Source organism: Hydrotalea sp. AMD (assembly GCF_004100315.1).
GTDB classification, from domain to species: Bacteria; Bacteroidota; Bacteroidia; order Chitinophagales; family Chitinophagaceae; genus Hydrotalea; species Hydrotalea flava.
Window position 1 is genome coordinate 1 of the sequence record NZ_SCKY01000018.1, and the last position, 16,396, is coordinate 16,396.

At 39.8% G+C, this 16,396-nt stretch carries 25 protein-coding genes; all 25 read left to right on the top strand.

Going from position 1 to position 16,396, the window contains the following annotated elements; all coding sequences use genetic code 11:
* Positions 1-121 precede the first annotated feature (121 nt).
* The 25 genes from EO766_RS13295 (at position 122) to EO766_RS13415 (ending at position 16,365) form a co-directional block, all read left to right on the top strand.
* Positions 122-307: a hypothetical protein gene (locus EO766_RS13295; protein ID WP_074419101.1), complete on the top strand. Its 186-nt coding sequence runs from the start codon at positions 122-124 to the stop codon at positions 305-307.
* Between the two features lie 402 nt (positions 308-709).
* Positions 710-1,213, top strand: a complete 504-nt coding sequence (locus EO766_RS13300) for a hypothetical protein (protein WP_287101293.1) — start codon at positions 710-712, stop codon at positions 1,211-1,213.
* Positions 1,149-3,098 carry a DNA polymerase gene (locus EO766_RS13305; protein WP_287101294.1) on the top strand — a complete coding sequence of 650 codons (1,950 nt, stop codon included), beginning with the start codon at positions 1,149-1,151 and terminating at the stop codon, positions 3,096-3,098. Before EO766_RS13300 ends, EO766_RS13305 begins: the two co-directional genes overlap by 65 nt.
* 200 nt (positions 3,099-3,298) lie before the next feature.
* Complete coding sequence (locus EO766_RS13310; RefSeq protein ID WP_287101295.1) at positions 3,299-3,877, top strand: hypothetical protein; 579 nt, start codon at positions 3,299-3,301, stop codon at positions 3,875-3,877.
* Between the two features lie 51 nt (positions 3,878-3,928).
* Positions 3,929-4,198 (top strand): DNA polymerase, encoded by a 270-nt coding sequence (locus tag EO766_RS13315; RefSeq protein ID WP_287101297.1) that lies wholly within the window; start codon positions 3,929-3,931, stop codon positions 4,196-4,198.
* 6 nt (positions 4,199-4,204) lie between these two features.
* Complete coding sequence (locus EO766_RS13320; protein ID WP_287101299.1) at positions 4,205-4,360, top strand: hypothetical protein; 156 nt, start codon at positions 4,205-4,207, stop codon at positions 4,358-4,360.
* Complete coding sequence (locus tag EO766_RS13325) at positions 4,341-4,733, top strand: hypothetical protein (protein WP_287101301.1); 393 nt, start codon at positions 4,341-4,343, stop codon at positions 4,731-4,733. The genes EO766_RS13320 and EO766_RS13325 overlap by 20 nt, the downstream gene beginning before the upstream one ends.
* Before the next feature lie 2 nt (positions 4,734-4,735).
* Complete coding sequence (locus tag EO766_RS13330; RefSeq protein ID WP_287101303.1) at positions 4,736-5,488, top strand: deoxynucleotide monophosphate kinase family protein; 753 nt, start codon at positions 4,736-4,738, stop codon at positions 5,486-5,488.
* The gene (locus tag EO766_RS13335) at positions 5,430-5,915 is read left to right on the top strand and encodes a hypothetical protein (protein WP_287101385.1); all 486 of its coding nucleotides are present in this window, start codon (positions 5,430-5,432) and stop codon (positions 5,913-5,915) included. Before EO766_RS13330 ends, EO766_RS13335 begins: the two co-directional genes overlap by 59 nt.
* The gene (locus EO766_RS13340; protein WP_287101383.1) at positions 5,806-7,209 is read left to right on the top strand and encodes an ATP-dependent DNA helicase; all 1,404 of its coding nucleotides are present in this window, start codon (positions 5,806-5,808) and stop codon (positions 7,207-7,209) included. The genes EO766_RS13335 and EO766_RS13340 overlap by 110 nt, the downstream gene beginning before the upstream one ends.
* Positions 7,206-7,478, top strand: coding sequence for a hypothetical protein (locus EO766_RS13345; RefSeq protein WP_287101304.1), 273 nt, complete (start codon positions 7,206-7,208; stop codon positions 7,476-7,478). Before EO766_RS13340 ends, EO766_RS13345 begins: the two co-directional genes overlap by 4 nt.
* Positions 7,479-7,485: 7 nt before the next feature.
* The gene (locus EO766_RS13350) at positions 7,486-7,779 is read left to right on the top strand and encodes a hypothetical protein (RefSeq protein ID WP_287101305.1); all 294 of its coding nucleotides are present in this window, start codon (positions 7,486-7,488) and stop codon (positions 7,777-7,779) included.
* Complete coding sequence (locus EO766_RS13355; RefSeq protein ID WP_287101306.1) at positions 7,776-8,087, top strand: hypothetical protein; 312 nt, start codon at positions 7,776-7,778, stop codon at positions 8,085-8,087. The genes EO766_RS13350 and EO766_RS13355 overlap by 4 nt, the downstream gene beginning before the upstream one ends.
* On the top strand, positions 8,074-9,303 hold the full coding sequence (locus tag EO766_RS13360; RefSeq protein ID WP_287101307.1) for a DEAD/DEAH box helicase: 1,230 nt from the start codon (positions 8,074-8,076) through the stop codon (positions 9,301-9,303). The genes EO766_RS13355 and EO766_RS13360 overlap by 14 nt, the downstream gene beginning before the upstream one ends.
* Before the next feature lie 201 nt (positions 9,304-9,504).
* Positions 9,505-10,038 carry a hypothetical protein gene (locus tag EO766_RS13365; protein ID WP_287101309.1) on the top strand — a complete coding sequence of 178 codons (534 nt, stop codon included), beginning with the start codon at positions 9,505-9,507 and terminating at the stop codon, positions 10,036-10,038.
* Positions 10,001-10,933 carry a DnaB-like helicase C-terminal domain-containing protein gene (locus EO766_RS13370; protein WP_287101310.1) on the top strand — a complete coding sequence of 311 codons (933 nt, stop codon included), beginning with the start codon at positions 10,001-10,003 and terminating at the stop codon, positions 10,931-10,933. Before EO766_RS13365 ends, EO766_RS13370 begins: the two co-directional genes overlap by 38 nt.
* A 284-nt stretch (positions 10,934-11,217) precedes the next feature.
* Positions 11,218-11,532, top strand: a complete 315-nt coding sequence (locus EO766_RS13375; RefSeq protein ID WP_287101311.1) for a hypothetical protein — start codon at positions 11,218-11,220, stop codon at positions 11,530-11,532.
* On the top strand, positions 11,513-12,289 hold the full coding sequence (locus tag EO766_RS13380; protein ID WP_287101312.1) for an AAA family ATPase: 777 nt from the start codon (positions 11,513-11,515) through the stop codon (positions 12,287-12,289). Before EO766_RS13375 ends, EO766_RS13380 begins: the two co-directional genes overlap by 20 nt.
* Entirely contained in the window at positions 12,286-12,858 is a 573-nt protein-coding gene (locus tag EO766_RS13385; protein ID WP_287101313.1) for a nucleoside triphosphate pyrophosphohydrolase family protein, read from the top strand. The genes EO766_RS13380 and EO766_RS13385 overlap by 4 nt, the downstream gene beginning before the upstream one ends.
* Before the next feature lie 34 nt (positions 12,859-12,892).
* Entirely contained in the window at positions 12,893-13,729 is an 837-nt protein-coding gene (locus EO766_RS13390) for a hypothetical protein (RefSeq protein ID WP_287101314.1), read from the top strand.
* Between the two features lie 116 nt (positions 13,730-13,845).
* Positions 13,846-14,577 (top strand): hypothetical protein, encoded by a 732-nt coding sequence (locus tag EO766_RS13395; RefSeq protein WP_287101315.1) that lies wholly within the window; start codon positions 13,846-13,848, stop codon positions 14,575-14,577.
* 16 nt (positions 14,578-14,593) lie between these two features.
* Entirely contained in the window at positions 14,594-15,541 is a 948-nt protein-coding gene (locus EO766_RS13400; protein ID WP_287101316.1) for a hypothetical protein, read from the top strand.
* A complete protein-coding gene (locus tag EO766_RS13405; protein WP_287101317.1) occupies positions 15,538-15,810 on the top strand; it encodes an HAD family hydrolase in 273 nt (90 codons plus the stop codon). Before EO766_RS13400 ends, EO766_RS13405 begins: the two co-directional genes overlap by 4 nt.
* A 104-nt stretch (positions 15,811-15,914) precedes the next feature.
* Complete coding sequence (locus EO766_RS13410; RefSeq protein ID WP_287101319.1) at positions 15,915-16,124, top strand: hypothetical protein; 210 nt, start codon at positions 15,915-15,917, stop codon at positions 16,122-16,124.
* Complete coding sequence (locus EO766_RS13415; protein WP_287101320.1) at positions 16,111-16,365, top strand: hypothetical protein; 255 nt, start codon at positions 16,111-16,113, stop codon at positions 16,363-16,365. The genes EO766_RS13410 and EO766_RS13415 overlap by 14 nt, the downstream gene beginning before the upstream one ends.
* Positions 16,366-16,396 lie beyond the last annotated feature (31 nt).

Consider the following 16,396-nt stretch of genomic DNA (forward strand, 5'->3'; position numbering starts at 1 on the left):
AGTTTGAAAAAACTGCTACGGAGAGATTTCTTAAAACTTCCGATATTTTAGATGCTGTTAAAAATGCCGCGAAGTCAATCAAACCTGATAACAGCACTGATCCTAACCTTAACTAATCGTTATGTCTGAACAAAAAAATGAACCAAAATTTAAAGAACAAACAAACAAAGAATTGTTTGAGGAACTTTGGGAACGTGGCTATTTTGTAATGAAACTTACTCGTGACGGAGATGATGATATTGATTATTTAGTGGTGTCCACATTGCCGCCTAAAGATGAAGTTCCTATTGACCACAACGCCAATTAAGGTTGTCGCCTTTTTTCGCATTGTTGTCCCAATACAAATGTTTTTTTTGAAAAGGTTTAAAAATTACGAAGCGTCTAAGCTGACGCACAACAAAGGCAGTTATGTCGGTAGCCAACATTTTTATCATGCTAACGAATACCTGTCTGCGTATGGAATTGAACCAATAAACTGGATTGGAGATGTTTGAGTTTTTTAAGAAGAAAAGACAACTTGAAAGTGTCACTACATCTGCATTGGAAGAACAGCTGGGCGAAGAGCATGCTGTGAATTTCGATGAGATAGTGCAACAAATTTCGCGGCAAAGTAACCGGGCACAGGCCACATTTTTATACAAGCTTGTAGGCGCTTTACAACCTAAGTTACTCAAGACACTGCTGCATTACATATTAAAACGATTGGGCAATGATAAGAATCCTAAGTTCGGATCGAGACTCAATTACATTGGTGGAGAACAGGAAGCCACCAGAAAAAGTGACTCCTAACTGGTATAACACTTTGTATAGAAAGTTTACGAACATTAGAACTGTAAAATTTAAACGTACCACTACCGATAAAGAAATGCTCAAGCTACTATCTGATTTCAGATTTTACACTATCTACACCATTATCGATCACTCTCCTTTCTTCTCAGCAGCAGACAGAGAACTCATTGCCGCTGGAAAGTATACGAGAGGGCAGCTGACTAATGCTCAGCGGATAAAAGATGTAGACGGGGAGGATTACATTGATGAGTTTGGCAGGTACGTATACATAGCAAGCCGGGTAGGAATATCAAAAGACATCGATATGAGATATGGAGATAAACCTGATCCGGAATTATTTCACTTGCAATACATAGAGTATGATTTATGTAATAGGAAACCCAACGGAGTGGGAAGAGGGTTATCAGCCAGGGGGCTGGAATGAGTTTAGAAAATGGATGCTTTCTCTAAAAGAAGTGGAGTTTGATATTGAAACCAATGTTACTAATTGGTGGTGTGATAAAAAGCTTATTACAGTTCAATTTGGTAACAATGATATTCAATGGGTACTTCAGTGGAGTGAGTTAAATCCAGACCAGCAGAAGTTTATCAAACAAGCTTTAGAACATGAACCGCTAATTAAGATTATTCACAATGCTTTGTTTGAGTGTACAGTGATGTTATTTCATGGAGTCCGTGTTATAGGTGTATATGATACCATGCTGGCTGAGATGGTGTTACAGGGCGGAGAGCACAGTGTAGGGTATGGATTAGATGATGTATGTCTTCGTTACCTCGGCGTAGAGCTGGATAAAAGTCAGCAGACAGCATTTGGAGATAACATACTCACCCCGGAAAAGGTTAGGTATGCTGCACAGGATGTAATGTATATGTCTAAGCTACGGGATCGTATCAGACAGTCAGCTATACACGTAAGGTATGACAGCTTTGACAAAGTAGTGGGCCTGGAAAATGATTGTGTACCGGCATTTGCAGAGATGGTATATTACGGTATGGAAATCGATGCAGATTGGTGGTTACGTCTTGCTGATGAAGCTCAGCCACATGTTTTTGCTGCACAAGAAGTACTGAATAACTGGCTAAAAGAAGAACCGTTTCTCACTAAAGCTAAAGAGCTGGGGTACATTTCAGATAGTGACAGAATACTGATTAACTGGAATAGTCCTAAGCAGAAGTCAGCTATATTCAAAGAGCTACTTCCTGAACTACCTGGTACAACCAAGGCTATACTCAAGAAATGGCAGTCTGATAAGCTGAAAGCCGGAGAACCGGTAGAAGACTGGGTGCCATATTACATCGAAGGAGACTTTTCTCCTCTTCAGCAGCATCTCATTTCTACTCAGCGTGAGTGGTTGATTGAAAATCAGTTATTGATACCTGCTGGTACTCCTACAATTAACTGGAATAGCCAGGATCAGGTACTTCCGCTGATACAAGAAGTAGAGCCTAAGATTAAAGATTTATCTGCTGAGACCAAAGGCAGGTGTTCCCATCCGATCGTACAGGATCTGGATAGTTACATCGATGCTTCAAAGCTTGTTACATCCTTTGGAGAACAGTGGCTTGCAAAATACGTAGAGCCTGATGGTAAAGTAAGAACCAGTTTTAAACAGGTGCTTACAACTGGTCGTATTTCTTCTTCTGCTCCTAACATGCAGCAGATACCAGCTAAAGAAAGTGTAGGTAATAAATATCGCAATGCATTTGTCCCTCCTGCGGGTTGGAGCTTTGTCTCCAGTGACTATGTATCACAGGAATTGATTGTGATAGCCTACTTATCTAAAGACCCGGTATGGATAGATGCCTTGAGCAAAGGGCAGGATTTGCATTCAATTGCTGCAGAAATGGTGTTTGGAAAGAAATGGAAAGAAGCTGCTGGCCCTACTTGTGATTTCTACAAATTACAGGATAACGGCACTCCTGCTAAGCAGAAGTGTAAATGTAAGAAGCACAAGTATATGAGGAATGGTGTTAAAACTATCAATTTCGGATTAGCCTATGGTATGTCTGAATTTAAGTTAGCATCTACACTTCGTATTCCTGTGCCTGAGGCCAAGCAGCTTATCAAAGATTATTTCAAAGCTTTCCCCGGCATTGGTAAACTACTGGATTATCTGGGCAGATTTGGAGTGGAGAAAGGTTATATACAAACTATCTTTCCTCTCTATCGCCGTAGATGGTTTCCTTATTGGAAACACTATCGCAGGTTTATCGATGCTCATCTTCAAGGTGCTCAGTACCATGGAGGCTTAGGTGAAATTGAACGGGCTTCTAAGAATCAGCCTGAATTATCGTTATGGGCTGTTTAAATCGGAAGAATTCGGTGAACCCTACGTTGTAAAATATGGGAATACCGAGCCAAGCACTATAGGGTTTAAGTTATAGTGAAGGTGTAACGACTACAAGAGTGAGTCCCAACAATAATCTCTTGCAAGAGCATCCGAGTATCATATAGATCTTTGAATTTAAAGTGTTGTATATCATATCTTTCAGAGTATAATCCTAAGATATGATAACTAAATTATGTACTTGTTGTAAACAGGTAAAACCAGTAGAAGAATTTTATACTTCTGGCTGTAAAAAAGCTGATGCTGTAAAACACTATAAGTCTTGGTGTAAGAGTTGTGAAACTGTTAAACTAAGGTTATGGAGAAAATCAAATCCTGATTTGTATAAACAACAGCATATCAGAAATAAAGAAAGAGTGAATGCTAAAAAAGCTACGAACCCTGAGTATGCGGCTAAATTACTTCAGCAAAAAAGAGACAACTCACGAAAAAATTTTATTTCTGGAATGCTATCAAGAGCAGCTCAGCGTGCTAAAAAGTATAAAGTTGATTTTGATCTAACTAAAGAAGATATTATTATTCCTGATAAATGTCCACTTTTAAATGTGCCATTTAAGTTAGGAGTTAAACATGATTATCAATTAAGTCCTTCTATAGATAGAATAGACCCTTTAAAAGGGTATACAAAAGACAACATTAAAATCATTTCTACTTTGGCAAATACCATGAAAAACTCAGCTACAAAAGAACAACTTTTAGAATTTAGTAAACACATAAATCAATACCTAAATGATATATGATATAGTCTGAACTATATGGAAACATATAGAAATACAGGATAAAGAGCCTGTATGGTAACAAAATTGATACAAGGATCTTCAGCAGACATGATGAAAAGAGCTATTGTTATAGTATACAGATACATTCATTCTAACAATCTGTCGGACAAAGTGAGAATGGTTATGCAAGTGCATGATCAGCTGGATTCTAACGTTCGTAACGATTTTCGTGACGAATGGGCACCAATTCAAACTCGATTGATGGAAGCTGCTGCTAAAGAGTTTATACCTACTGGTATACTCAAAGCTGACACTACTATCACTGACCGGTGGAGCAAATAACAACATATGGCTATAGAAGCATTGCTTAAAGGATTGGTAATGGCAAGAGTAAATCAATCCGGAGTAGACATCAGAAAGAAACAAATTGAGCATCTGCTTGCCAAGAAGCTCAGAGTTGATTCACAAAAGAAGACAAAGAGATATGGCAATCATCAATCGTAAAAACATAACAGCATTTGATCGCAAGAATTACATTATTTCTGTCAGAAAAGACAGGATATATTTTTCAGGCGTAGTCTGTGAGAAATTTAGATTGATTCATGGGGGTCACATCATGTTTAACAACGATGGGGATCACTGGTCATTCTGGGCTACAGATGATCCTGATGGCTTCCGGCTGAGTAGTGAAGGTAAAAACCAGATTGGCCTATCTGTACCAAATACAGCCCTGGCAAGACTCTTTCACAATTCTCTTCAGCGGAAGGTTCCTATACCTTCTTTATTTTACGTTCAGGAAACTAATTCTGAAATAGATGGGTTTCCTGTAGCGGAGATATTAACTAAAAAAACCGTCGATGAGATGGGAAAGGAGTAATTATGATTATAGGATTATCTGGTTATGCTGGATCTGGTAAGGATACAGTAGGTAAAATTATTCAATGGCAAAAAACCCGTTCTGATATTGCTTTATCATCTTTTGAACTATTATCTAAACAAGAGCAGAGTTATAACTGGCAAATCAAAAAGTTTGCTGGACCTCTTCGTAAGGTAGCTGCTATTCTCCTGGGTATGGATGAAGAATTTCTGCACACAGACGAATTTAAGCAGATGGTTTTACCTCAGCCATGGAACAAATTAAAAGTAGTATTCGAAAACGATGAACATCGCAATGATGCTTACTCTGTTGTTCCTATGACCGGTAGAGAATTTCTTCAGCTGTTGGGTACTGATGCTATCAGAGATGGATTACATCCTAATGCCTGGGTAAATGCTTTGATGAGTGAATACAGATGTCTTGATGCCCAGAAAAGAGCTTCAATAGGTAATGTACTTGATTATTCTGCTTGTAAGTTTCCTAACTGGATTATCACAGATATGCGATTTCCTAATGAAATGGCTGCTATAAAAGATAGAGGTGGGATTACTATCAGGGTTAACCGTGGAAAAGCTATTAATCTTCATCCATCAGAAACTGCTTTTGATAATGCTCAGTTTGATTTTGTGATCGACAACAATGGAACCATAGACGATCTTATCAATAACGTAAGAACAATTTTAAATCAACTGGAATATGGAAAAAGTACAAAAGCAGGAACACAACAAAACGGTAGCAGTAGTACAGGCAATTAATGTAGAAATTCATAACAATGATTGCAGGTGCTGTGGCAATGGCAGGATCACAATATGTGAGAGCTGCAAAGAAATGCTACATAGTGGCTACGCGTTTATGATTGAAGTGTTTGATTGGTCAAGGAAAAGTAAGAAGAAATCTACAGGGTATGTGGTAGCTTTTAAAGCTGCACAAGCCTACGAACACGGAAAACCTGGTGTCCCAATGCAACCAGGAATTTATTTCATTCGGGAAACCGATCTTAAAACTTTTTTAGGCGATGGATATAACCGCACTATTAAAACAACCGAGTTCCTCAGTAAAGCCCCAGAGTGGAATGCCTCAAACAAGCACTCCAAGCACGGGCACAGGAATCATTCTCAGCGGCAGTCAGCAAACAGTACACGATCGGTTACTGAATTGGTTTCGCGATCCGCAGGACACTAAACCCGCCGTATTTCGAGGGTATGCCGGAGTTGGTAAGACTACTACACTCGTAGAGTTAGTGGCTACTATTCTCAAGCATTATCCTAATCTACCAATAGGTATGACAGCTCCAACGCATAAAGCTGTAAAAGTGATGCGTAAAAACGGTATCAAAGGAGTACTCTATCGTACTATCCACAGCATGTTAGGTATTAAGGAGGTAATTGATTACACTACCGGTGAGATCAAGTACAAACCTGATACCGCGAATAAACTGGAACCGCCACCAATAGAAGATATGAAACTGCTGATACTGGATGAGACTTCTATGTTATCAGATGAATTGTTTCATTATTTGGTGCCTTACATCAAGAAAGGGTTGAAAGTACTGTTTACCGGTGATCCGGCGCAGATACCGCCTGTTAAGCATGTGGATTGTATTCCGTTCCGTAATGCAGAACACTGGGGTATGACTTCTGTAGAACTTACAGAGGTGATGCGCCAAAAAGATGGCAATCCTATATTGGAATTTGCCACTGCTATCAGAACTGATTACAAATCCGGCAGTTTTACACCTAACCATCATCTGCTTGATAATGGTGAAGGCATTCATGTGGTAGAGCATGCATCTGCTGAAGAAGATAAGATACTGGAAGAGTATTTCTCCTCTCCTAAGTTCAAACAAGATAGTGACTACATGAAAGTCATTGCCTGGATGAACCGGACAGTAGATGGGTACAATGAACGTATCAGATCTATCCTTTTCCGTGACCATGCTCATATCAGTGATGTAATGGTTGGAGAAAAAATGTTGATGGCTCATCCGTTTGCTATCAGCGCCCGGCAACTACTCACTCGTAATGAAGAAGTGGAAGTAAAAGATGTTTATACCGTAACAAGAGAGATAATGACTCACAATGGTTATGGAGTGAAAACATACATTACTGTTACTACCTACATGACTAAGCTTGAGTGGTTTGAGAATGGAGGTATTAAGCTGGCCACAGTGCCTATTTTACATGAGCAGTCGAAAGGAGAATATATCAAGCTGATGGAAGAGTTAAAATCTCTTGCCATTTCAGCCGATCCTGTAAGGCGTACAGCACTTTGGAAACAATTCTACAATGTAGCAGAAATGTTTGCTAAGGTAAAGTACAACTATGCAGTGACAGCTCATACCAGCCAGGGTTCTACTTACGATAACTGTCTTGTGCTTAAATGGGACATTGATTGTAATCAAAACATTGAAGAGCGTAACCGGATACTGTATGTTGCAGCTACCCGTGCTCGTAACACTTTATTCATTGAAATATGAGTAACAAGAAATATCAGCAAATACATTCTGATACTGCTAAAACTATAAAAGCTTTACATAGTTTACTTAAAGAAAATGTAACTGCTGAAGAAGTTTTAAAGTGGATATCAAAATCTGTGGAAGAGGCTTATATACAGGGGGCTAAAGATGCCAAAGGTATCTATACCAGCGAAGGTAAGCCTGCGTATGCTGAAGGTTTTGATTTCCAGGAAATGCAGTTGCCAACTATTGCATCACTTTATGCTAAGGAGCAGGGATTTAAACCCTGATCACTTTATGGCAAGAGGTCCTGTAAAACATACATGTCCTGATATAGACTCAGTAATCAGTAGCATCAAAGAAGCTTATAAAGCTGCAGAAGATGGAAGAAGTGAAGCCGAGTATCGATCTTCTATATGGTACAACTTTGATACTATTATTGATAATTTGTACCGCTTAGATGATAAGTTAGAAGAGTTAAGAACTTCTAATGATGCTTTGAGAAGCTGGGGATCTGATCAGGAAGATAAAGTACACGAATTAGAGAATCAAGTGTACGAATTAGAAACTAAACTAAATGAGCTATTATGACACAATTAGAAATGGTTCAGGAAATTACTTTGGCTCTCGTTTTTGCTGCTATAGCTATAACCATAGTTGTCATGCTATGTGCCTGGTTTATTAAAAATGAAATTAATGATATGGCTATGCTTATAGTGGATAAGATTCGAGAGCATGAGCAAAAGCATACTATCAGACCATTGTTTTCTGCTATAGATATTGGCCGGGAGATTTCCGATGTAATTAACCAGGATGTGGATGATGTAACTGATGGTGAAGTAGTAGATCAAATTATAGAAGTACTTCGCAAATTCAATGTATACTATGAAAGAAGTTAATCAAGTGAAGGATGAAATTCAGCAGCAGGCTCATGCAATATGGACTGCTGCTGGTAGAAGAGGTACAGTATCAGCCGGCACAGGGTTTGGTAAGAGTAGAATTGCTGTAATGGAGGCTAACAGGATGTTTATGGATGGTAGTTTACCATCTATGAATAGTATATTGCTGGTAACCCCTACAGAAAAACTACGAGATGAAAACTGGCCAAAGGAATTTGCAGATTGGGAAGCTGATTATCTCCTTGACAGAAGGTATGTAAAGCTTATTTGCTATGCTTCTCTCAAAAATGAGAAAGGCAATCACTATAAACTCGTCATTCTTGATGAGGTGCATAGACTTACTGATCTTGCTGCAGAAGCATTCAAAAATGGTGAAGATGATGCTTTGACTACTTTCTTTTCTGAGAACTTAGCTGATGCTGTACTCGGTTTAACTGCCACTGTTCCTGATTCTAAGCGTGAGCCGGATAAGGTAAGGATCATTTCTCAAGTTGCTCCGGTAGTGTTTAACTACTCTCTTGACCAGGGTGTAGAAGATGGTATGATAGCTGATTATGAAATCCGTGTTATCATGCACACGCTGGATGCTAAAGAGAAGTACATCCCAGGTGGAACCAAAGCCAAGCCATTTCTTACAACAGAGGCCAGTCACTACGAGTACCTTGAGAAGCAGATTCGAAGACATCGAATGCTGGTGGCTCAGGCCCCTCCGGCTAAGAAAGCCAGTATGGAAAAGCTTGCTATGTTCAAGACCTTTGATCGTAACCGGTTTTTGTACAACCTCAAGTCTAAAACTGAGCTGGCCAGAAGATGCATGAAACACATGCTGGGAGATAAACGTACTCTTGTATTCTGCGGAAGTATAGAACAAGCAGAACTGCTACTTCCAGGTGCTACTTATCATAGCAAATCAGGTAGTGAGGCTTACAGTGCTTTTAACGCTAAAAAGATCAACACGCTTGCAGCAGTGCAGGCAGTGGATGAAGGTGTGAACATTGTAGATCTCGATCAGCTGTTGATTGTAGGCTTTGACAGTAGTGATCGTCGTCTTACGCAGCGTATTGGCCGCAGTCTAAGGCTTCGCCCTGGACATAAAGCCATGATCATCATACTTTGTACACAAGGAACTGCTGAAGAGAAGTGGTTGGAGAAAGCCATTAAAGGTTTTGATCCTGCCAAGATCAGCTATTATTCATCTAAAAATGTACCAGCATGATAAAAATATTTTGTGACTGTTGTGGTAAAGATTACGCTATTGGATATAGTAGGAAAATACTTAGCTCTCGTCCAATCGATAAAGATTTAGCATTTGACTTATCAAAACTTACAGTAGATATAAAAGAGTTATTCCCTACTGTGGAAGATATTTGTTCTGAGTGCATATCTACTATTAAATCATCTATTGAAAAGACGATACATGGAATTAAAGCAAGTAGTCCAGTGGATGCTGGAGAACGGATACCTGGTAGCAATCAAAGGGAAGTACAAAGTAACAGCCAAATTCAACAAGGAGATAACTGGGCAAGAGACGGGGTTAATCGTGATGAATGGGAAACCACTTGTAATGGAGGTTTCACCCCCGGTGCTGAACGCGACCCCTGATTGGAGACAGCTGTACATGAATTTCATTTTAGAAGCTCAGGTGCCCTCTAAAGCTGAAGGTAGAGATGGAGTGTATGATCTTAATAAGTATTCTGAACCTGCGATGAGAGAGTTCAAGAAGATGATTGAGAAAGAGAAGATACAGTATCCTATTCTGGTGAAAAGTACAATGCTGTACTATAAGACCAGGAAACGATACCAGGTAACTGTCAGCAGGTATATCACAGAAGGCTTATGGAGATCAGACTACGAAGCTTTACTCTCTTCAGCAGAATCTGGAACTGTAGAGCAGCACATAAAACAGGAAATCAATGACAACACAGAATTCACCAAGTTCAAACTCGGCTAAGGTAACATGGGAGCTTCCAGATGAAGATGTGGAATGGGAAGAGTTGGAAAAGAAATGGGATGCCCACGATGACGATACTTTTATTCAGCAGATAGTACGTGGTCGGCAAGGGTTAAATGAGGGTTTGGACAATGGTCTGATTAACATCAATAAGTATATACATGGCACTCACCGTGGAAGATACATATTGATAGGTGCAGACAGTGGTGTTGGTAAAACTACCATTGCCGATTTCATGTACATTTTCTCCTTGTGGATTGCCTGTAAAAAACTGGGCATAAAACTCTACATCAAGTATTTCTCGTTCGAAATATCTGCTGCTGAGAAGAAGGCAAGATGGGTGTGTCAATGGATTAAGCGCATGTACAATCTTGATTTCAGCTCTGATTACATCATGGGTCGGATTCCAGGTAAAAGACTTACCGATGCCCATTTTAAAATGGTGCTTAGAGCTTATGGGGTAGTCGAAGAGATGATGCAGGATATTGAGATTATAGATCACATGCTTCATCCTACCGGCATGCTAAACACGCTGGTAGAGAATCACTATGAGAAGATCGGTAGAGTGATCAGGGATATTCCTAAGGAAGGTAAGAAGAAAGGGATGATCAGAGCTTATAAAGCCAATGATCCCAGAGCGCTTACTGTAGCTGTTATAGATCACATGGCTCTTATCAACGTGGAAGCCGGTGCCATCAACACCAAAGCTATTATGGATAGATGGTCGATGTATTCTGTACAGTTAAGGAATATCTTTGGAACTACCCTGATCAACATTCAGCAGTTTTCTACTAACATGATGGGCGCTTATCGGGAACAGCACAAGAAAAGCGAGGCTTCTATCTCTCCTCAGCGGCTGGATTTTGGTGACTCAAGTTATACTTACCGTGATTAAACAAATATTTGTATAGTATCCAATACTGCCTTATATACATTCTACAATGCTATACAAAATACACAGCAGTCACGTAACTCCGTTAATTCAGGGGAAGCCTTAGAGCGAGGTAATCCTGAGCCAAGCCTTTATAGGAATATAGAGGAAAGGTGCAACGACTAAGAGTGAGTCCAGACCGGACAATAATTCTCTCACGAAAGCGGGGCATTGATTTTAAATCAATGAAGATATAGTCTGAACTATACATATAGCGGATAAAAGTATAGAAGTACAAGATAAAGAGCTTGTACGATAACAAAATGGCTGATCTGGTAATGGGATTGGTAAAACCTACCAATTTCAATCTGCCTACATTTCATGGGTTTAACCTGGAAGCAATCGGGCAGTATTTTATTGCTCATTACCTAATGAAGAATCGGTATGGTCCCGCTGATAGGGTTCTCCCGTTATTTGTAAATCCAATAGCCGGTATGTTCTGGGATATGCCTCTCAGCCCGCTGGAAAGAAACAGCGCTGGAACCCTTGTACTTGACTATTTCACAGCAGAAGCACAACGATTGGATAATTTAATAATTGAATATGCTACCAACTCGAAGTAATCCGACTAAAGCGACTCGGATTGGCCCAAAGATCCTGATTTTGTACTCGCTTCCTAAAGTGGGTAAAACAGAAGCTCTGGTGCACTTAGCACAGAGAGAAGATTGTTTAATTGTGGACTCTGAGCAGCCACATGGTACGGACACTTATGAAACCACTGCTATGAAAGTGGATAACATGGCTCAGATTATGCACATTCCTAAACTAATTCAAGAGGAAGGCGCTAAGCGTGTTACCGCTGGAAAGAAAGGAATGGACGTGTTTCCGTACAAGTTTATTGCTATCGATACGCTCGATGCCGTAGAAGACATGGCCGAAGTATCAGCAACTGCCAAGTACAAGGAAAGTACTATTGGTAAAACCTATAAGGGTAAATCTGTATTGGAACTGCCTAATGGCGGTGGGTATTACTACCTACGTAATGAAGTACAGGAAGTAATTGATACCTATGCAGCTGTTTGCCCTTATCTCATTCTTATTGTTCACGTAAAGGAAAAGCTGATTTCCTCTAAAGATGGTACAGAAGTAAAAGTAAATGACATTTCCCTCACTGGTAAGTTGTCATCTATTGTTTGTGCCAGGGCAGATGCCATCGGCTATTTATACCGTACACCAAAGGGTGAATTGAAAGTCTCATTTCAGACTTATGATGGGGCCGTAATGGGTGCTCGTCAGAAGTATCTTGCTGGTAAGGATATTCCTTTCAGCTGGGAAACTATTTACCCGGATGTATTCGGAGAACAAAATGCTCAAGTATGATCTTAGATTTAATTAAACTCGGAGCAGATATTCACCGCGTAAACGTAGAAAAAGGTTTCTGGGAAGATGGTGCCAGTCGTAATAAAGGTGAAATGGTGATGCTTATTGTAAGTGAACTTGGTGAAGCTGTAGAAGCTCACAGGAAAAGCAGATTTGTTAACTATAGATCTGGAGAATTTGCTTATGTAAGTAGAACAGCTATTACTGAAGAAGGTAAGTTTGAACCTAAACTTTGGGCAGAGTGCTTTCAATCAGCTATAAAAGATACACTGGAAGATGAAATTGCTGATACTGTAATTCGTATTCTCGATTACTGTCAAGGGTTTAAAATACCTCTGATTGAAAGAGAATATTGTAAACCGAGTACAGGTAATTTTGGACAGGATGTACTTAGGATAGTACATTACTGTATCTGTGCCTACCATGAAGAAGAAAGTAAAGACTGGGGTTATATATTAGCTGCTATTCAGGCTTTTTGTTCCTGGTACAGTATAAATCTTCTTCAGCATGTGAACTGGAAACTCACTTACAACCAATTCCGGCCTTACAAGCACGGTAAATCGTATTAACCTTATCTCGTAAAATTTTTAATCAACATACAGTATGTTAGATTTCTTAGCAACAGCCACTATTAATGATGTGGCAGAAATTAAGACAGCAGGTGCCAAAGGTGGCCCTCGTAAGCAACGTAATCCTGAAGGATTGGCTATTCGCGTTTTTCGTGATGGTAGCGTATATCCTTCACCGGATTTAGTGAGCATGTTTGACCTGGAGTACGCAAACAAGCCTGCAGAAGGCCAGAGCGTAACAGGTAACGGTTTTGATGTGATTGATACTAAACTGTACCCTACTTTCCAGGTAGGCAGACGTATCCTGATCATCAGCCCGGTAGCAAAAGCATCAGCGAAAGTTGATCTGTTTGCAAGCACTACCTATAATGAAGACAACACTCCGAAGAGCAGTGTATTGGATCAGGGTAGTAAAACTTTCGGATCTGAAGAACTGATTCCTATGATTGAAGAAATCTATGGCATCAAATTCAGAAGAAAAGATGAAAATGAAGGTGCTGAATACGTGGACATGCTGTTGATCGGTAATCCTGCTACCCAGCAGCCCTGGATGTTGCCAAATGGCAAATCCGTTACTTTCATTCCTAAAAAAGTAAGCCGTGGTGCTGATAAAGGTGCTGTAACTACTACTCGCCGTGAGAATCCTGTTTTCTACGCTTTCTTGCCAGCAGAAGTGGTAAACGGTACGCAAGCTACCGCTGAGAAAGAAGAAGTATCACATGGTACTGATGAAGTAGCCAAATCTACTGAAGAAACAGCTGCAACAGAATTACCTGCAAGAACATCTGAATTGCCTGCTGTAGAAGCTCAAGATGGTCAGGAAGTAGATGCTATTGTAGAAGATGAAAATCCTTTTAAGACACAAGGATAAGAGTAGCACAGATCTCTTTTAAAACTCTCAGGGGGAGGGATTAAATTGCTCTCCCTCATTTTACTACCCATTAATTACGCAAGTAAACCAAGATTAATCACATAAACTATAATTGTATGATAGGCGTTGGTATTAACGAAAACGTTGTTATCTCTAAAGTGAGCATTACGGACAACAAAGTATTGGAAATTGAATTGGCCGAAGTTGGTAATGTAGGAGCTAAAAAGAGTGTATTTGATACGCTGTTGACTGCCAGGACAGCTGTTGATCCTGCTGGTAACATGAAGCTTAAACTGTGGCCAACTAAAGTATCTGACAAAGCTGAAAAAACCAGGGAAGAAAAGATTCAGATGGCAGCCAATGACAACATTTCTTTGATCAAAAGGTTGTCTCAGATACTTGAGCAGTTTATGACGATTGATAAAATCGACTTGGACAGCATGGACATTCAGTTTGCCAATACCGGTATTATTGATGAAGCTTCAATGAATGCCCGTTACCTGGATCAGGATGTTCAAAACAAAATTTACGACAACATTGTAAAGCGTTTTATTGAACTGATCAGTCCGTTTGTAAACGATCCTCAAAATGCTGTTCGTTTCAAACTGGTTCGTCAGAGCAAGGATAAGCATTATGCTACTATCCCCAGTAGGTATATTAATGAAAATCCTTTTATCGAATTGATGAGCGTTCCTAAGGAACAAAGCCGTGTCAAGTTCACTAAATGGGAGCTTGACAATGGCTTAAATGATGGGACTCCCGTTCCATCTTCAGCAGCAGAACCTAAAGGTGAATCTGCTGGCACTACCGATGCTGTACTGGATAGCAATCCTTTTGCTGCTCATTAATTAAACTCCGCAGTTTATGATCAGTTTAATCGCTGATGAAGATACCATACTCCAGCATATTGACGAATACACTTTGTACTGTCATTATCTGGAGTATGAACCTGAGATAAACATGAATTATACTTCTCCACTTAGAGAAGATGATGCTACTCCATCATTTGGATTGTTTCCTACCAAAAAGTTTGGCAGAGAGTTCTTTTGGAAAGATAGTGGTGGCATGGGCGAAAGCGGGGATGTTTTTAAACTTATCAAACTTCTTTATGGGTATAATAACCGGCATGAGGTGATAGCCAGGGTGCTGAGTGATTTTGGGCTTGGGCCAGCTACGCCTCCCAGAGAGAAGATTGTAAGAACAAAGCCTGCGTTTCGCGCCGATGTAGATATCCGTATTAAAGCAAGAGCATTCAATGATACAGATTTGAGATGGTGGAAACAGTTTAACGTTTCAGAAGACATCCTCAAGCAGTACAGAACTTCATCATTATACTGTTATTGGTTAAATCCCAAACAGAGGGCCCCAGTATTTCCATCGGGGCTCTCTTTTGTATATCGTATCTACGACAAATATCAGCTCTATTTTCCGCTGAGAGATAAAGGCAGGAAGTTCCGTAACGATTTACAGGAGCATCATGTCATGGGTCTTCAGCAGTTGACATTTCATTCTGACACACTGATTATAACCAAAAGCTACAAAGATGTTATGTGTTTAAGGAGTTTTGGTTACGATGCAGTAAGTCCCAGAAGTGAGAATGTACCTATGCCTGAGCAGTTTTTTAGCTGGGCCGATGAACACTATAAGAAGAAGTATGTGCTGTTTGACAACGATATGAAACATCGCGGAGACTGGTATCCTTATCCTCAAATCTATGTTCCTATAGAAACCGGTAGTAAGGATATTTCAGATTTTACCCGTGACCATTCTCCACAAGCAGCTGCTGAGCTGTTAAATACTATTGTAGTATGAAAGATTTTATTATAGCCGTAGATTTTGATGGAACCTGTGTAGAGCATAATTTTCCTCTTATAGGAGAAAATGTTCCTTTTGCTGTTGAGACTTTACAGTGGCTGCAAAACAAAGGAGTAAAATTGTTGCTTTGGACTATGCGCAGTGGAGATCATCTTACGTACGCTGTAGACTGGTGGGTTAAACACGGGTTACAGCTTCATGGTATAAATGCCAATCCTGCACAGAAAGCTTGGACGTCTTCTCCTAAAGCTTACGCTCATTTATAAAACGTGCCGTAAAACCCAAAAGTCTTTAGCCAATGGGTAGTTCACCTTTGTTTTGTCAATGAAAAAAACCTAAACAACGCTGGCATCGGTAACTGCTAAAAGTTATGCAAATTGACCTCGCAAAAAAACAGCAAGCCATCGCGCACATCAACGAGCTTGCAAATAAGCACAAAGTATTTTACAACTTGTTACTGCATTGCCACGAAGATTTCTTACAGCTTGCCAATGAAATGGGTATTAAAGTGAGTAAGTTATATCCGGACGAGGAAAAGGAACCCGCACTACCTGAACATTTTAACTTTGGTAGCTTGTGAAAGAACAATTAAAAAAGTATCAAATGAGAAAAAAAATTATCAAGTAACAATCGGCTATAAATCAGTAATATGTATTGATGTAAAGGCTGAAACGGAAGAAGAAGCTAAAAAGAAAGCTATGGAAATTATGAGCAATGAAAAAGATAAAATGTTTACAAAGCGGAATGTCAGTTTACAGGATGATAGCTATAATGCTTATGGTGTTTTGAACATTGATGAAACTTGGGAAATGTTGTGGTAGCATTTCCGCTAACGGTTTGCAGATAGGCGAT

Excerpts from the sequence above, each read along its gene's own strand:
- EO766_RS13325 (WP_287101301.1), top strand. The coding sequence starts at position 4,341 with ATGGCAATCATCAATCGTAAAAACATAACAGCATTTGATCGCAAGAAT.
- EO766_RS13405 (WP_287101317.1), top strand. The coding sequence starts at position 15,538 with ATGAAAGATTTTATTATAGCCGTAGATTTTGATGGAACCTGTGTAGAG.
- EO766_RS13360 (WP_287101307.1), top strand. The coding sequence starts at position 8,074 with ATGAAAGAAGTTAATCAAGTGAAGGATGAAATTCAGCAGCAGGCTCAT.
- EO766_RS13395 (WP_287101315.1), top strand. The coding sequence starts at position 13,846 with ATGATAGGCGTTGGTATTAACGAAAACGTTGTTATCTCTAAAGTGAGC.
- EO766_RS13340 (WP_287101383.1), top strand. The coding sequence starts at position 5,806 with ATGCCTCAAACAAGCACTCCAAGCACGGGCACAGGAATCATTCTCAGC.
- EO766_RS13365 (WP_287101309.1), top strand. The coding sequence starts at position 9,505 with ATGGAATTAAAGCAAGTAGTCCAGTGGATGCTGGAGAACGGATACCTG.
- EO766_RS13355 (WP_287101306.1), top strand. The coding sequence starts at position 7,776 with ATGACACAATTAGAAATGGTTCAGGAAATTACTTTGGCTCTCGTTTTT.
- EO766_RS13370 (WP_287101310.1), top strand. The coding sequence starts at position 10,001 with ATGACAACACAGAATTCACCAAGTTCAAACTCGGCTAAGGTAACATGG.
- EO766_RS13410 (WP_287101319.1), top strand. The coding sequence starts at position 15,915 with ATGCAAATTGACCTCGCAAAAAAACAGCAAGCCATCGCGCACATCAAC.
- EO766_RS13295 (WP_074419101.1), top strand. The coding sequence starts at position 122 with ATGTCTGAACAAAAAAATGAACCAAAATTTAAAGAACAAACAAACAAA.
- EO766_RS13390 (WP_287101314.1), top strand. The coding sequence starts at position 12,893 with ATGTTAGATTTCTTAGCAACAGCCACTATTAATGATGTGGCAGAAATT.
- EO766_RS13310 (WP_287101295.1), top strand. The coding sequence starts at position 3,299 with ATGATAACTAAATTATGTACTTGTTGTAAACAGGTAAAACCAGTAGAA.
- EO766_RS13320 (WP_287101299.1), top strand. The coding sequence starts at position 4,205 with ATGGCTATAGAAGCATTGCTTAAAGGATTGGTAATGGCAAGAGTAAAT.
- EO766_RS13300 (WP_287101293.1), top strand. The coding sequence starts at position 710 with ATGATAAGAATCCTAAGTTCGGATCGAGACTCAATTACATTGGTGGAG.
- EO766_RS13380 (WP_287101312.1), top strand. The coding sequence starts at position 11,513 with ATGCTACCAACTCGAAGTAATCCGACTAAAGCGACTCGGATTGGCCCA.
- EO766_RS13400 (WP_287101316.1), top strand. The coding sequence starts at position 14,594 with ATGATCAGTTTAATCGCTGATGAAGATACCATACTCCAGCATATTGAC.
- EO766_RS13305 (WP_287101294.1), top strand. The coding sequence starts at position 1,149 with ATGATTTATGTAATAGGAAACCCAACGGAGTGGGAAGAGGGTTATCAG.
- EO766_RS13315 (WP_287101297.1), top strand. The coding sequence starts at position 3,929 with ATGGTAACAAAATTGATACAAGGATCTTCAGCAGACATGATGAAAAGA.
- EO766_RS13350 (WP_287101305.1), top strand. The coding sequence starts at position 7,486 with ATGGCAAGAGGTCCTGTAAAACATACATGTCCTGATATAGACTCAGTA.
- EO766_RS13345 (WP_287101304.1), top strand. The coding sequence starts at position 7,206 with ATGAGTAACAAGAAATATCAGCAAATACATTCTGATACTGCTAAAACT.
- EO766_RS13385 (WP_287101313.1), top strand. The coding sequence starts at position 12,286 with ATGATCTTAGATTTAATTAAACTCGGAGCAGATATTCACCGCGTAAAC.
- EO766_RS13335 (WP_287101385.1), top strand. The coding sequence starts at position 5,430 with ATGGAAAAAGTACAAAAGCAGGAACACAACAAAACGGTAGCAGTAGTA.
- EO766_RS13330 (WP_287101303.1), top strand. The coding sequence starts at position 4,736 with ATGATTATAGGATTATCTGGTTATGCTGGATCTGGTAAGGATACAGTA.